The 14,943-nt window shown below is 69.6% G+C and carries 12 protein-coding genes; 11 read left to right on the top strand and 1 reads right to left on the bottom strand.

Annotation, left to right across the window (positions count from 1 at the left end):
- Positions 1 to 48: 48 nt before the first annotated feature.
- Positions 49 to 981 carry a LacI family DNA-binding transcriptional regulator gene (locus tag OG303_RS47185; RefSeq protein ID WP_405876217.1) on the bottom strand — a complete coding sequence of 311 codons (933 nt, stop codon included), beginning with the start codon at positions 979 to 981 and terminating at the stop codon, positions 49 to 51.
- 171 nt (positions 982 to 1,152) lie between these two features.
- On the opposite strand from OG303_RS47185, the gene OG303_RS47190 reads away from it, so the two are divergent.
- The 11 genes from OG303_RS47190 (at position 1,153) to OG303_RS47240 (ending at position 14,841) form a co-directional block, all read left to right on the top strand.
- Positions 1,153 to 2,106 (top strand): alpha/beta hydrolase, encoded by a 954-nt coding sequence (locus OG303_RS47190; protein ID WP_405876218.1) that lies wholly within the window; start codon positions 1,153 to 1,155, stop codon positions 2,104 to 2,106.
- Entirely contained in the window at positions 2,103 to 4,568 is a 2,466-nt protein-coding gene (locus OG303_RS47195; protein WP_405876219.1) for a glycoside hydrolase family 2 TIM barrel-domain containing protein, read from the top strand. The genes OG303_RS47190 and OG303_RS47195 overlap by 4 nt, the downstream gene beginning before the upstream one ends.
- A gap of 187 nt (positions 4,569 to 4,755) precedes the next feature.
- On the top strand, positions 4,756 to 5,832 hold the full coding sequence (locus OG303_RS47200; RefSeq protein WP_405876220.1) for an NAD(P)-dependent oxidoreductase: 1,077 nt from the start codon (positions 4,756 to 4,758) through the stop codon (positions 5,830 to 5,832).
- A 3-nt stretch (positions 5,833 to 5,835) separates the two neighbouring features.
- On the top strand, positions 5,836 to 7,353 hold the full coding sequence (locus OG303_RS47205) for an FGGY-family carbohydrate kinase (RefSeq protein WP_405876221.1): 1,518 nt from the start codon (positions 5,836 to 5,838) through the stop codon (positions 7,351 to 7,353).
- A gap of 514 nt (positions 7,354 to 7,867) precedes the next feature.
- Positions 7,868 to 9,220 carry an ABC transporter substrate-binding protein gene (locus OG303_RS47210; RefSeq protein ID WP_405876222.1) on the top strand — a complete coding sequence of 451 codons (1,353 nt, stop codon included), beginning with the start codon at positions 7,868 to 7,870 and terminating at the stop codon, positions 9,218 to 9,220.
- Between the two features lie 79 nt (positions 9,221 to 9,299).
- Positions 9,300 to 10,259, top strand: a complete 960-nt coding sequence (locus tag OG303_RS47215) for a carbohydrate ABC transporter permease (protein WP_405876223.1) — start codon at positions 9,300 to 9,302, stop codon at positions 10,257 to 10,259.
- The gene (locus OG303_RS47220; RefSeq protein WP_405876224.1) at positions 10,256 to 11,143 is read left to right on the top strand and encodes a carbohydrate ABC transporter permease; all 888 of its coding nucleotides are present in this window, start codon (positions 10,256 to 10,258) and stop codon (positions 11,141 to 11,143) included. The genes OG303_RS47215 and OG303_RS47220 overlap by 4 nt, the downstream gene beginning before the upstream one ends.
- Entirely contained in the window at positions 11,140 to 12,153 is a 1,014-nt protein-coding gene (locus OG303_RS47225) for a zinc-dependent alcohol dehydrogenase family protein (protein ID WP_405876225.1), read from the top strand. Before OG303_RS47220 ends, OG303_RS47225 begins: the two co-directional genes overlap by 4 nt.
- A 29-nt stretch (positions 12,154 to 12,182) precedes the next feature.
- On the top strand, positions 12,183 to 13,217 hold the full coding sequence (locus tag OG303_RS47230) for a zinc-binding dehydrogenase (RefSeq protein ID WP_405876226.1): 1,035 nt from the start codon (positions 12,183 to 12,185) through the stop codon (positions 13,215 to 13,217).
- Positions 13,218 to 13,300: 83 nt separating this feature from the next.
- Complete coding sequence (locus tag OG303_RS47235; RefSeq protein WP_405876227.1) at positions 13,301 to 14,107, top strand: DeoR/GlpR family DNA-binding transcription regulator; 807 nt, start codon at positions 13,301 to 13,303, stop codon at positions 14,105 to 14,107.
- Positions 14,104 to 14,841, top strand: coding sequence for an HAD family hydrolase (locus tag OG303_RS47240; protein ID WP_405876228.1), 738 nt, complete (start codon positions 14,104 to 14,106; stop codon positions 14,839 to 14,841). The genes OG303_RS47235 and OG303_RS47240 overlap by 4 nt, the downstream gene beginning before the upstream one ends.
- Positions 14,842 to 14,943 lie beyond the last annotated feature (102 nt).

The following is a 14,943-nucleotide window of genomic DNA, read 5'->3' on the forward strand; positions in this document are numbered from 1 at the left end:
CGGCGGTCCGCCAGGTCGGCCAAGGCAACGAGTCAGTGGGGTAGTCGGCTACGCGGACTGTCGAACGATCACTCGTGCCGGTTCGGGGGTGGTGTCGGCCGCCGGTAGGCCCAGTGCGCTGCGTGCGGCGATGCGGCCGATGGCCTCCGCGTCGATGTGCACGGTGGTCAGGGCGGGCGAGAACAGTGCTCCGTGCGGGGTGTCGTCGAATCCGATGACGGCGAGGTCGTCCGGTGCCCGCAGTCCGAGGTGCCGCATGGCGGCGAGCGTCATGAGTGCGACGTCGTCGTTGTAGGCGAGTACGGCGGTCACCTCCGGATGCTCGGCGCGGAAGGCCCGTAGCCGTTCCTCGGCGGCGCCGAGGCTGCCGGGAAGGACCAGCGTCGGGCAGTCGGCCAGCCCCGCGGCATGCGTGGCCTGCCGGATGAGCCGCTCTCGCAGGCCGACAAGAGCCTGGAGTTCCGGGGTGTCCGGCACGGCGGTGGCGATGTGTCGGTGACCTCGGTCGACCAGGTACTGGACCGGGACTTCGGCCTGCGCGGAGAACGCGTCGAGGGACGTTTCGGCGTCGGTGACGATCGCGTCCGCACGACCGGCGTCACCCAGATCGATCACGGCCCGTGCGGAGACGGCCTGGGCCACGTCGGAGAGTGCCTGCGAGGAGAGATGGCCGTGCAGCACCAGGAGCACGTGATGGTGCGACGCGAGCTCTGCGTCGAGGCCTCGGATGTAGCTGCCGAGGCTGCTGCCGGTCGGGATTCCCTCGATGTTGAGCAGGACGATGCGGGACGCCCCTTTGCGTAGCGCCTGCGCCGATCCGTTGGGGACGTAGCCGAGTTCGCGAGCGGCCTGCTGCACCCGTTCCCGCGTCTCCTGGGAGACGTGCCCGGCCGCCCCGTTGAGGACGAAGCTCACGGCGGTCTGTGAGACGCCGCTCACCCGGGCGACGTCCTTGGCCGTCACGCGCGTGGACTTGCTCACTCACTCGCTCCTCGGGACGGAGGTCGGCGTCGGGCCTCCTGGGTGCGGTCTGGTCTGGGGCTTGTGCGGTGTGGGGTGCGCTGGATACCGTACCGCAGGCGGTTAGTAATACGATTTACCATCGGCGGAATGCGTGCCCCGCACCGGACCCGGATTCGAGGAGAGGCGCCCATGAAGCTCGGCCTGGTCGACCCGGAGCTGCGTCGCAGCGTCGCGCGGATGCCGCGGCTGCCGGTCCGTCGGAAGTGGGGGCGGCGCGTCGTGCGCGCCCTGGTCCGCCGACGCGGGCCTGGCGAGCCGGTCGAGGGCGTCGATGTCAGAGACATCGACCAGGGCCATGGGATACGGGTGTACACCCCGGCCGGTGGTGGTTCGGAGGCGGCACTGCTGTGGGTGCACGGCGGTGGGTACGTCATCGGCGATGTCGTCCAGGACGACGCCTTCTGCTCCGCGACAGCCCATGAGCTCGGCATTGTCGTCGTCTCGACGAACTACCGCCTCGCCCCCGAACACCCCTTCCCTGCCGCGCTCGACGACACCTTGGCCGCGTGGCAGTGGTTGCAGGAGTCGGCAGGGCACCTCGGGGTCGACCAGGAGCGCATCGTCGTCGGGGGTTCCAGCGCAGGCGCAGGTCTGGCCGCGTGCCTGGTGCAGCGGCTGCACGATGCCGGCGGGGTTCAGCCGGTCGGGCAGTGGTTGTTCTCCCCGATGCTCGACGACCGCACCGCCGCGCGCCGTGAGCTCGACCAGGTGCAACACCGGGTGTGGAACAACGCCGCGAACCGGACCGGTTGGGGCGCCTACCTCGGTGCCGGGCGCGGCGGCCCGCGTACCCCTGACTACGCGGTCGCGGCCCGGCGCACCGACCTGCGCGGACTGCCCCCGGCCTGGATCGGCGTGGGAGACATCGACCTGTTCACCGACGAGTGCCGCGCCTACGCCGAACGCCTGCGCGACGCGGGCGTGGACTGCACCTTCGACCTCGTCCCCGGCGCTCCCCACGGCTTCGAGGCATGGGCTCACGACACGCGCCTCGCCCGGGAGCTGCTCGAGCGCAGCCGTACCTGGCTGGGCGCGCGGCTGACCGGATCGGCCCCCGCCCCACAACTCACGGAGACCACGTGATTCGCACGTCCTTCAATGACGGCTGGCAGACCCGCCCCAAGGTCAACCTCTTCGCCGAACTGTCCGGCGCGAAGATTCCCTTCCGGCCGGTGAGGCTCCCGCACGACGCGATGATCGAGCGGGAACGCGCCGCGCCGGGCAGCGAGGTCACGATGGAGGGCGGCGCCGGCGCGTACTTCCCGGGCGGGACGTACGAGTACCGCAAGACCTTCTCTGTGCCCGAGGAGCACCGGGGCAAGCGGATCCTCTTCGAGTTCGAGGGCGTCCACCGCGATGCCGTCGTGTTCATCAACGGGGACTACGCCGGCCAACGGCCGTACGGGTACTCGCAGTTCTTGATCGACGCCGACCGTTTCCTGCGCTTCGGCCAGGACAACGAGATCCGTGTCGAGGCTCGCACCCATCGCGACTCCCGCTGGTACACCGGCGCGGGCATCTACCGCGACACCTGGATGCTCATCGGCGACGTGGTCCGGATCGCGCCTGACGGGGTCCGCGTCACCACCCCGGACATCGACGGCGAGCGAGCGGTGGTCGAGGTGGTGACGCAGGTCGAGAACGACTCGATCGCCGTCCGGACGGTCGACGTCGTCACCGAGATCCGCGACGCGGGCAGGAGCGTGGTCGCGAGCGACGTCTCGAAGGTCACGGTGCTGCCGGGGGAGCCCGCGACCGTACGCCAACGCCTGTACGCCCGCGCCCCGTTGCTCTGGAGCACCGACACGCCCACCCTGTACGCCGCAACGGTGACCCTGAAGGACCTGGACGTCGAGACCGTCACCTTCGGCATCCGTTCGCTGAGTCTGGACCCCGAGCGCGGGCTGCGGATCAACGGCGAGACGGTCAAGCTGCGCGGTGCCTGTGTCCACCACGACAACGGAGTGCTGGGCGCGGCGACCTTCGCCCGCTCCGAGGAACGCCGGGTCCAACTCCTCAAGGATGCCGGGTTCAACGCGATCCGCATGTCCCACAACCCCATGAGCAAAGCGATGCTGGACGCGTGCGACCGCCTGGGCATGCTCGTCGTGGACGAATCCTTCGACGTCTGGACGTCCGGCAAGAGCGAGTTCGACTACAGCCTCAGCTTCCCCGAGTGGTGGGAGCGCGACATCGAGGCGATGGTCGCCAAGGACTTCAACCACCCCAGCGTCATCATGTACTCGATCGGCAACGAGATCCCCGAGACCGGCTCGCCCCTCGGGGCCGCATGGGGGCGCAAACTCGCCGAGAAAGTCCGCTCGTTGGACCACACGCGCTACGTCACCAACGCCGTCAACGGCATGCTCGCCGTCATGTCCGAACTGGGCAACCTGAGCCGGCAGTCACAGGACAAGACAGAGCAGGCGGCCGGGGCGGGAGAGAACGAGGACAAAGGCATCAACACCCTCATGGCCGACGCCGGGGACATGATGAACGCGATCAGCGCCTCCGGCCTCGTGACCGAGAAGACGGCCGAGTCCTTCGCCGTACTCGACGTCGCCGGCATGAACTACGCCGAGGCCCGCTACGCGCTCGACCGCGACCTGTTCCCCCACCGCATCATCCTCGGCACCGAAACCTTCCCCACCCGCATCGACGGCAACTGGCGCCTGGTCGAGCAACACGGCCACGTCATCGGCGACTTCACCTGGACCGGCTGGGACTACCTGGGCGAGGTCGGCATCGGCCGCCCGCAGTACCTCCTCCCCGACACGCCCCGTCCCTCCCACACCGCTCCCTACCCCTACCTCGTCGCGGGCTGCGGCGACCTCGACATCACCGGACACCGCCGCCCCGCCTCCTACTACCGTGAGATCGTCTTCGGCCTGCGCGCCGAGCCCTACCTCGCCGTCCGGCGCCCGCAGCACCACGGCGAAACCTGGGCGGGGACACCCTGGGCATGGAGTGACACCGTCGCCTCCTGGACCTGGCCCGGCTTCGAAGACGAACCGATCACCATCGAGGTCTACAGCGACACCGAAGAGGTCGAACTCCTCCTCAACGGACGCTCCCTGGGGCGCCGGCCGGTGGGCGAGGACCACCGCTTCCGCACCGAGTTCGAGACGACGTACGCGCCCGGCGAACTCCTCGCCATCGCCTACCGCGACGGCAGCGAAACCGGCCGCACAGCTCTCCGCTCAGCCACCGGCCCAGTGGGACTGCGTGCCGAGGCCGACCGCCCGGTCATCACGACGAACGGCGGCGACCTCGCCTTCGTCACCCTCACCCTGACGGACCCGCACGGCACCCTGCACACCGCGGCCGACCGCCCTGTGCGCCTCGAAGTCTCCGGCGTGGGTGTGCTGTTGGGCTTCGGCAGCGCCGACCCGTCCACCGAGGAACGCTTCGACGCCACCGAACGCCGTACCTACGAAGGCCGCGCCCTCGCCGTCCTCCGCCCGACCGGCCCCGGCAAGATCCACCTGATCGCCACCGCACCCGAAAGCGACCCGGCCGAAGCCGTGATCACCGTCGAGTCCTGAACGACAGCAGCAGGACCTACGCCCTGCCCTTCAACAGAGGGCTACGAGTTGATGTTTCAAGTTGAAAATAGGCGGTAACTTGAAAGATCAAGCGAAATAACTTGATTGATCAGCGACCGAAGCTTCTCTGCCCTTGGTGTTCGGGCAGGCCCGCCTGTCCCGTGGGACGATCGACTCCGTGGGCGGTGTGGCTTCAGCACGCGAGGAGACCGCGTTGCGCGTTCTGGTCGTCGGTGATCGCTTCATCCCTGCCGGGTACTACGTCGATGCCCTGACGGAGGTGTGCGGACCGCGCTTCGGGCCGGTCCGCGGTGTCGACTGGTCGGGGACCAAGGCGGAGCAGCACGCGGCGCAGCAGACCATGGAGTGGCGCGGGGCCGGGGCCGTGGCGGTGCCCGGCGAGATCGTGGGCGCGGTGGGTGATGCCGAGGTGCTGGCCGTGCACTTCGCGCCGGTGCCCCGGGAGGTGCTCCAGGCTGCCGCACAGCTGCGGGCCGTCTGCGTGGCCCGTGCGGGGCTGGAGAATGTCGACGTCGCCGCCGCGACCGCCCGCGGCGTGGCCGTCGTCCCGGTGTTCGGGCGCAACGCCACGGCCGTCGCCGAGCTCGCCGTCGGGCTGATGCTCGCGGAAGCGAGGGACATCGCCCGCGCCGACGCCTCCGTCAAGGCCGGCGGATGGCGGAAGGACTTCGGCGGCCCCGGCCGGGAGATCGGCGGCGGCACGGTCGGCCTGATCGGTCTGGGGCATGTGGGACGGGCGTTCGCCGGGCGGATGCGCGGCTTCGGCGCGCGCCTGATCGCGTACGACCCGTATGTGCCCGACGACGTCCTGGCGCGCAGCGGCGTCGTGCGGGCAGATGACCTGGACACCGTCTTCCGCGAGTCCGACGTCGTGCAGCTCTTCGCCCGGCTGACCCCGGAGACCGAGCGGTTCATCGGCTCACGGCACTTCGCGCTGATGAAGCCGACCGCCTGCTTCGTGAACACCGCGCGCAGCCGCCTGGTCGACACCGACGCCCTGCACGAGGCCCTGGTGAACCGCCGTATCGCCGGGGCGGGGCTCGACGTCCACGACCAGGAGCCGCTCCCCGTGGACAGTCCCTGGCGCTCGCTGGACAACGTCACGATCACCACGCACTACGCCGGTGACACGACGACCACGACGCTGCGTTCGGCGCGGCTCGTCGCCGAGGCGGTCGCCGAACTCGCCGCGACCGGCCGGTGCGCCGCGGCGGTCAACGCACGCGAACTGGGGTGGGTGTGAGCGGTGGCACGTGAACTGGTGCTCGGTGTCGACGCGGGACACACCGTGACCAAGGCCGTGCTGTTCGACGCCACCGGCCGAGCGGTGGCGCGCGGCAGCGGCACACTGCCGCTGAGCACCCCTCAACCCCATTGGGTCGAGCGGGACATGGACGACGTGTGGCGGACGGCGTACCAGGCCATCGCCACCTGTCTCGCCGAGGCGGGCCCGGACGCGGGGCGAGCCGTGGCCGCGGTGGGGCTGGCCGGGCACGGCGACGGGCTGTACGCCGTCGACGAGCGGGGCCGGCCGGTGCGGGCAGCGATCGTGGCGATGGACACGCGCGCCGAAGCGGTTCTGGAGCAGTGGCGGGGCACTCCGGTCTGGTCCCGTGCGCTGGAGCTGTCGGGCACGGTGCCCTTCGCGGGTTCCCCGGCCGCCCTGCTGGCCTGGCTCGCCCGCCACGAACCCGGGGTACTTCAGCAGGCCCGTTGGCTGTTGTCCTGCAAGGACTGGCTGCGCATGAGGCTGACGGGCGCAGTGGCCACCGATCCCACCGACGCCAGCGCCTCCTTCACCGACATGCGGCGCGGCGGCTACTCGCCGGAACTGCTCGACCTGTACGACCTCGGAGCGCTCGCCGGCCTGCTGCCGCCCGTTCTGGCCTGCGAGGAGGTGAGCGGAACCGTCACGCACGAAGCCGCGGCGCTCACCGGGCTCACCGCCGGCACGCCCGTCGTCACGGGCGCCCATGACGTCGACGCCGCCGCGCTCGGGCTCGGCGGCACGACGCCGGGTGAACTGTGCCTGATCGCCGGGTCGTTCAGCATCAACCAGGTGGTCAGCGAGCACCCCGTCGTCGACCCGCGCTGGCAGGTCCGTCACTTCGTCCGCCCGGGGCAGTGGATGACCATGTCCACCTCACCGGCGTCGGTGGCCAACCTGGAGTGGTTCCTACGGGTCACAGGCGCACCGGCCGAACAGCGCGACGGCGCCCACGAGGCGATCGGCCGCGAGGTCGAGGCGCACCTGGACGGTCCGTCACAGGTGTTGTTCCACCCCTTCGTCTACGGCTCCCCGCATCCACATCCCACCGCCGGGACGTTCCTCGGTCTGCGCGGTTGGCACGGCCGCGGCCACCTGTTGCGGGCCCTGATGGAAGGCGTCGTCCTCAATCACCGCTGGCACGTCGACGCGCTCTGCTCGAAGCTGCCCGTCAGCGGGGCGGCGGCCCGGCTGACCGGCGGCGCCGCGCGCAGTGAGGTGTGGAGCCAGATGTTCGCCGACGCCCTGCGGCGGCCGGTCGTGGTGACCGACGTGCAGGAGAGTGCCGCCCGGGGAGCGGCCCTGCTCGCCGCCACCGCCGTCGGCCTGCTCGACGACGTCACGGACCCACGCGCCGGAGCCGCCGTGCTCAGACGCCACGAACCCCGCCCCGACCGGGTCGCCGTACTCGACGAGGCGTACCAGGTGTACCTGGAGGCACTGGAGGCGCTCGGACCCATCTGGGGCCGCTTGGACGCCCGCGAGACTCCGGAGTGAGTGTCGGGCGAGCCCGCGGCATGAGGTATCAATCGCCATCCGGTCACGGCCACGGCCGCCATGCCGAGGGCGGCACTCCGTCGCGGCGGAACGGCAACCGGGCGCCCGCGCAGGTCCAGGTGTCGGCCGCAGCCTCCACGGCGTAGGACAGCAGCCGGGTTTGTCCGCGATTTTTCGATCTGTTCAGTCTGTCCGATCTGGCGCTCATGCGAGATTCGTCGGGGACGACAGCGGCACGGTCGAGATGCCTAGCACCCCCTGCGAGACGGTTCGACGATAGGTTGGCGGAAGTTTTCTCGCAAAATGTGTTAACAACGGCGCAGTCTCCTGCTAATAATTCCGCCATCGAATATCGCGCCCCACACCCCCGGGCCGCATCCGCCCCCTCCCTCCACGGCCGAACCACGGTCGAGGCCCCGGCAGACCCCACCAGGCAGCCGCTCCCGACAAACGGCGCCTCGGTGGGAGCCCCCTACGCCGTTTCCCGAGCCACCCGTACGAGAGGTCCCCCGTCATGCGATCGACCAGATACGCCCTCATAGCCGGTGCCGCCGCCACCGCGCTCCTCGCCACCGCCTGTTCCGGAGCCGGAGCCGGTGGGTCCTCGGGCGGCGGCAAGAGCATCAACGTGCTGATGGTCGGCAACCCGCAGATGGAGGACATCCAGAAGCTGACCAAGAGCACCTTCACCAAGGACACCGGCATCAAGGTGAACTTCACGGTCCTGCCCGAGAACGAGCTCCGCGACAAGGTCACCCAGGACATCGCCACCCAGGCGGGCCAGTACGACGTCGCCACCATCGGCGCCTACGAGGTGCCCATCTGGACCAAGAACGGCTGGCTGCACGAGCTCGGCTCGTACGCCGACAAGGACACCAGCTTCGACAAGGCCGACCTGCTCAAGCCGATGGTGCAGTCGCTGTCCGGCTCCGACGGCAAGCTCTACGCCCTGCCCTTCTACGGCGAGTCGTCCTTCCTCATGTACAACAAGGACGTCATGAAGGCGAAGGGCATCACGGTGCCCGAGCACCCGACCTGGCAGCAGATCGCCGACATCGCCGCCAAGGTCGACGGCGCCGAGCCGGGCATGCGGGGCATCTGCCTGCGGGGGCTTGCCGGTTGGGGCGAGCTCGGCGCGCCGCTGACGAGTGTGGTCAACACCTTCGGCGGCACCTGGTTCACCAAGGACTGGAAGGCCCAGGTCAACAGCCCTGCGTTCAAGAAGGCCACGAACTTCTACGTCAACCTGGTCAAGAAGCACGGCGAGGCGGGAGCGGCACAGTCCGGCTTCACCGAGTGCCTCAACGCCATGAGCCAGAAGAAGGTCGCGATGTGGTACGACGCGACCAGCGCGGCCGGTTCGCTGGAGGACCCCAGCTCCAGCAAGATCGCCGGGCACGTCGGCTACGCCTACGCGCCGACCGTCGAGACCAAGAGCAGTGGCTGGCTGTGGAGTTGGGCCTGGGCCATGCCCAAGACCACGAAGAACGCCGACGCCGCCTCGAAGTTCATGCTGTGGGCCTCCAGCAAGAAGTACGAGAAGCTGGTCGGCGAGAAGCTCGGCTGGGCGCGCGTTCCGGCCGGCAAGCGGACCAGCACGTACGACATCCCGCAGTACCAGAAGGCCGCCGGGTCGTTCGGTGACATCACCCTGAAGTCCATCGAGGCCGCCGACCCGGCCAACCCGGGTGTCCAGCCGAGGCCGACCGTGGGCATCCAGTACGTGGCCATCCCCGAGTTCCAGGACCTGGGAACGAAGGTCACCCAGGAGATCTCCGCCGCCATCGCCGGCAAGACCAGCGTGGACAAGGCGCTGAACGACGGCCAGAAGCTCGCCGAGGACGTTGCCAAGAACTACCAGAAGTGACCTTCAGTGCCCGGCCGGCCTCGGTGCCGGCCGGGCACCGCTTCCCCGACTCCGGCCGTCACCGGCAGAGGAACCATTCATGACCACGCTCACCGCACCCCCCAAGACAGCACCACCCCCCGCCCGTACCCAGAAGTCGTCGGGCATCAGCAAGTGGAAGCGCCGCATCCCCCTGCTGCCGGCACTCATCTTCACCATCGTCGTCACGCAACTGCCCTTCGTGGCCACGCTGGTGATCTCCACTTTCCAGTGGAACATCCTCAAGCCGGGCGACCGGCACTTCGTCGGCCTGTCCAACTTCAAGTTCGTCTTCACCGACGAGCGGCTGCGCACGGCGGTGCTCAACACTGTCGTCCTCACCGCGTCGGTGGTGCTCATCAGCGTGGTCCTCGGCCTCGGTCTGGCGATGCTGCTGGATCGCCGTTTCGTCGGCCGCGGCCTGGCGCGCACGCTGCTCATCTCGCCGTTCCTGGTCATGCCGGTCGCGGCGGCGCTGCTGTGGAAGCACGCCATCTACAACCCCGACTACGGCCTGCTCAACGGCACCCTCAACGCCGTATACAGGTTGTTCGGAGCGGACAACGGCCCCACGGTCGACTGGGTGTCCTCGTATCCCATGCCGGCCGTCGTCATCTCGCTGGTCTGGCAGTGGACGCCGTTCATGATGCTGATCCTCCTGGCCGGCCTGCAGGCGCAGCCCGGCGACGTCCTGGAGGCGGCCCGCATGGACGGAGCGTCGGCCATGGCGACCTTCCGCTTCATCACGCTGCCGCACCTGCGTCAGTACATCGAGCTGGGCGTCCTGCTCGGCACGATCTACGTCGTGCAGACCTTCGACTCGGTCTACACCATCACCCAGGGCGGCCCCGGCTCGCAGACGACCAACCTGCCCTACGAGATCTACCTGACCATGTTCCGCAAGTACGAGTACGGCGAGGCGGCCGCCGCCGGTGTCGTCGTCGTGCTCGGCTCGATCGTGATCGCGACCTTCGCGCTGCGCACCATCGCGTCGCTGTTCCGCGAGGAGGTATCCCGATGACCGCGCACGCAGCCCTCGCCGCCCCCGGGGCGAGGTTCAAGAAGCTCCTACGCCGAGGCGACGACCACGGCGGTGCGCCCCGACTGTCGCCGCTGTGGACCTTCGTCGCCTGGCTCGCCACGCTGGGGTTCTTCGCGCCGGTGGCGTGGATGGTTCTCACCTCCTTCCACCAGGAGGCCGACGCGGCGACCAACCCGCCGACCCCCTTCGCGCCGCTCACCTTCGATCAGTACAGACTGCTCTTCAGCCGGGACATCACCCCCTTCCTCCTCAACTCGGCCATGGCCAGCGTCATTTCGACCCTGCTGGTCCTCCTGCTGGCGGTCCCGACGGCCTACGCGCTGTCCATCAAGCCGGTCGAGAAGTGGACCGACGTGATGTTCTTCTTCCTGTCCACGAAGTTCCTCCCGGCCATCGCCGCCCTGCTGCCGGTGTACCTGATCGTCAAGGACGTCGGGATGCTGGACAACGTCTGGACGCTGATCGTCCTCTACACCGCCATGAACCTCCCGATCGCGGTGTGGATGATGCGCTCGTTCCTCGCCGAGGTCCCCAAGGAGATCCTGGAGGCGGCCGAGGTCGACGGCGCCAACCTGCTCACCGTGCTGTGGCGGGTCGTTGCGCCGGTCGCCATGCCCGGACTCGCCGCCACCTCGCTGATCTGCTTCATCTTCAGCTGGAACGAGTTCATGTTCGCCGTGAACCTCACCGCGACCCAGGCGTCCACCGCGCCCGTGTTCCTGGTCGGCTTCATCACCAACGAGGGTTTGTTCCTGGCCCGGTTGTGCGCGGCGGCCACGCTGGTCTCGCTGCCGGTCCTGATCGCCGGTTTCGCCGCCCAGGACAAGCTCGTCCGCGGCCTGTCCCTGGGAGCCGTGAAGTGAAAGCAGCCGTCATCACCCAGCCCGGGGACGTTGAGATCACCACCGTCGACGACCCCGCCCCCGGCCCGCGCGAGGTCGTCGTCGAGGTCTCGGCCTGCGGGCTGTGCGGCACCGATCTGCACATCCTCCAAGGGGAGTTCGCCCCGAAGCTGCCCATCGTCCCCGGCCACGAGTTCGCCGGTGAGGTCGTCGCGATCGGCTCCGCCGTCACCGAACTCACCGCCGGGGCGCGGGTCGCGGTCGACCCGTCGCTGTACTGCTTCGAGTGCCACTACTGCCGCCTCGGCCACAACAACCTCTGTGAACGGTGGGCCGCCATCGGGGTCACCAACCCGGGCGCCGCCGCCGAGTTCGTGGCCGCGCCGGTAGCCAACTGCGTGGTCCTGCCCGACGGCGTACGCACCGAGGACGCGGCCCTGATCGAACCGCTGTCCTGCGCGGTGCGCGGCTACGACGTCCTGCGCAGCCGCCTCGCCTCCCGCGTGCTCGTCTACGGCGCCGGAACCATGGGCCTGATGATGCTTCAGCTCGCCAAGGCCACCGGCGCCGCGAGCGTCGACGTCGTCGACATCAACGCCGAACGCCTCGCCACAGCAAGGAAGTTGGGCTGCTCCGCCGGTGCCACGTCCGCCGACGAACTCGAACGGCCGCCCTACGGTTGGGATCTGGTCGTCGACGCCACCGGCAACGCGAAGGCCATCCAGGACGCCCTCGGCCGGGTCGGCAAGGGCGGCACGTACCTGCAGTTCGGGGTCGCGGACTACGCCGCCCGGGCCACCATCGAGCCGTACAGGATCTACAACCAGGAGATCACGATCACCGGCTCGATGGCCGTCCTGCACAGCTTCGAACGCGCCGCGGACCTCTTCGCCACCGGCGTCATCGACCCGGATGTCTTCATCAGCGACCGCCTCCCCCTGGGCGCGTTCCCGGACGCGATCACCCGATTCCAGGCCGGTATCGGCCGCAAGATCCAGATCCAGATCCAGCCCAGCCTCGCCTCCGCGTGAACGCCCGCCACCGAACGGAACCCGCCACCATGACCGAGCAGATTCGCCGCGTTCTCGTCCGCTCCCTCGACGACATCACCCTCGAGCAGGTGCCCGCCCCCGTCCCAGGCGACGACGAACTCCTCATACACACCACGGTCGTCGGCGTGTGCGGCTCCGACACCCATGCCGCGGCCGGCGACCATCCCTTCATCGACCTGCCCTACCGCCCCGGTCACGAGGCCGTCGGCGTCGTCGCGGCGGCCGGGAAGGGAGCCGAGGAATTCGCGCCCGGCGACCGGGTGATCATCGAACCCAACCTGTACTGCGGACGGTGCCCCCAGTGCCGCTCCGGCCGCTACAACATCTGCCAGGAACTGACGGTCTTCGGCTGCCAGACGCCCGGCGCCATGACCGACCTGTTCACCATCCCCGCCGACCGCGTCCACCGCGTCCCCGACGGCATGACCGACATCGAGGCCGCCCTCGTCGAGCCCCTGGCCACCCCGGTGCACGCCGTCGCCAAGGCCGGTGACCTCACCGGACGTACCGTCGTCGTCCTCGGCGCCGGCCCCATCGGGCTGCTCGTCCTGGCTGCCGCCCGGCACGCGGGGGCCGCGAAGATCGCCGTCACCGACCTGCTGCCGGGCAAGCGGGACCGCGCCCTGCGCCTCGGCGCCGACGCGGTCCTGCCTGCCGACGCCGCCGATCTTGCCGACCAGGCCCGTCATGTGCTCGGCGGACCGGTGGACGTGGTCTTCGACTGCGTGGCGCGCGAGCAGTCCATCGCCCAGGCCACCGACCTGGTCACCAAGGGCGGCACGATCATCGTCGTCGGCGTGGGAGCCGCAGGGACCACCCCCGTCCGCCTCGACCTGGTCCAGGACCGGGAGATCCGCATCGAGGGCACCCTGATGTACACCGGCGAGGACTACCGCACCGCCATGTCCCTGATCGCCTCCGGCGCCATCGACACCGTCGAGATCGTCACCGCCACCTACCCGCTGGAGGACGCCGCCAAGGCCTTCGCCGCATCCGTCGACCCCGAGCAGGTCAAGGTGCTGGTCACGGTGGACGGACCGTAGCGGCCCCCGAGCCGGACAGGCGGCGGCCTCCACCGGCCGTGTGGGAAACTGCGAGACCGGAGCGATCGGTAAGGAGGGGCGCCGTGACCGCCCGTACGCGACTGTCGCAGGCCGCCGTCGAGGAGCGGCGTCAGGCCGTGCTGCGGTACGTCGCCGAACACGGCGAGACCCGCATCGACGACCTCGCCCAACACTTCGACGTCAGCCTGATGACGATGCACCGGGACCTGGACGACCTCGCCGGCCGCCATTTGCTGCGCAAGGAGCGCGGGCGGGCCGTCGCCTTCCCGGCCCTCACCATGGAGACGGCCACCCGCTTCCGGGAGAACAGCGCCCTCGCGGCCAAGAACGCGTTGTGCGCGGCGGTTGCCGACCGGATCCGGCCGGGCAGCACGGTGCTCATGGAGGACTCGACCACCCTGTTCCCCCTAGTTCCCGCGCTGGCCCGGCTGGAGCAGCTCCACGTGGTCACCAACTCCGTCGGCCTCGCGCAGCGTCTTGGTTCCGCGCCGTCGGTGAGCGTCACCCTGCTGGGCGGGAACTACCGAGCCGACTTCAACTCCTGCACCGGCCCCACCGTCACCCGCGCCCTGTCCCAGATCCGGGCCGACCTCGCCCTGACGTCCGCCACCGCCGTCCTGGAAGGCCGGCTCTTCCACCCGCTGAGCGACTACGTCGAGGTGAAGCTGGCCATGCTCGCCTCCGCCGAACAGACGCTGCTCCTGGCGGACCACTCGAAGTTCGGCAAGACGGCCACGTACGCGTACGGCACCGTCGCCGACTACCACGCCGTCATCACCGACACCGGCACCCCCGAGGCGGAACTCGCGGCCATGCGCGACCTCGGAGTCCGCGTCGAGACGATCGAACCCGAAGAGCCCTCCCTGTGATCCACACCCTGTTCGAAACACCGAGCGCCTACCGCCCCAGCGACGCCGAGATGGCCGCGCCGGTACCTCCGGTCCAGGCCGTCCTGCTCGACTTCAGCAACACCATCTTCCAGATGATCGACCTGGAGACGTGGCTTCGCCGGGTCGGTGCCGCCACGGGCCGCCTCCCCGTGCTCGACCAGCCCGGTGCGGTGGCCAAGATCTCCGACCAGTTGCGCACCGCCTTCCGGCTGCCCTCCGTCGTAGCCCTCCAGGAAGGCCGCGATCTCTCCTCCGAGCAGCACCGCCGCGCGATGCGGGGATGGTGGGAACGAGTGGACTTCCTGCGCGGCGCGGAGGACGTGGCCTACCGGGAACTCACTGCCCCGGACGCCTGGGTTCCTTACCCCGACACCGAACCGGTGCTGCGGGCCCTGCGCGAGCGCGGCCTGCGCATCGGCATCGTCAGCGACTTCGCCTGGGACCTGCGCACCCACCTCGCCCACCACGGGTTGGACGCCCTGATCGACACCTGCGTCATCTCCTACGAGCAGGGGCGCGAAAAGCCCGACCCGCAACTGTTCCTCAAAGCCTGCGCCGACCTCGGCACCGACCCCCGCGCCACCCTCATGGTCGGCGACAACCCGATCCGCGACGGCGGCGCGGCCGCCTGCGGCCTGCGCACCTACATCCTGCCGTCGGAACACCGCACTGGTGAACGCGGTTTGGCGGACGTGCTGCGGCTTGTGACCTGAGCCGTCCCGCACGGCCGTGGCCATCGCGGCTCGTGCGGCCTGATGGCGGGGCTTACCCCGTGGACACCCCACAACATGCAACACCGCGTCAGTGCTTCGCGG

It is taken from the genome of Streptomyces sp. NBC_00005 (genome assembly GCF_045160215.1).
In the GTDB taxonomy this organism is placed as follows: Bacteria; Actinomycetota; Actinomycetes; order Streptomycetales; family Streptomycetaceae; genus Streptomyces.

Excerpts from the sequence above, each read along its gene's own strand:
- OG303_RS47210 (WP_405876222.1), top strand. The coding sequence starts at position 7,868 with ATGCGATCGACCAGATACGCCCTCATAGCCGGTGCCGCCGCCACCGCG.
- OG303_RS47230 (WP_405876226.1), top strand. The coding sequence starts at position 12,183 with ATGACCGAGCAGATTCGCCGCGTTCTCGTCCGCTCCCTCGACGACATC.
- OG303_RS47215 (WP_405876223.1), top strand. The coding sequence starts at position 9,300 with ATGACCACGCTCACCGCACCCCCCAAGACAGCACCACCCCCCGCCCGT.
- OG303_RS47220 (WP_405876224.1), top strand. The coding sequence starts at position 10,256 with ATGACCGCGCACGCAGCCCTCGCCGCCCCCGGGGCGAGGTTCAAGAAG.
- OG303_RS47190 (WP_405876218.1), top strand. The coding sequence starts at position 1,153 with ATGAAGCTCGGCCTGGTCGACCCGGAGCTGCGTCGCAGCGTCGCGCGG.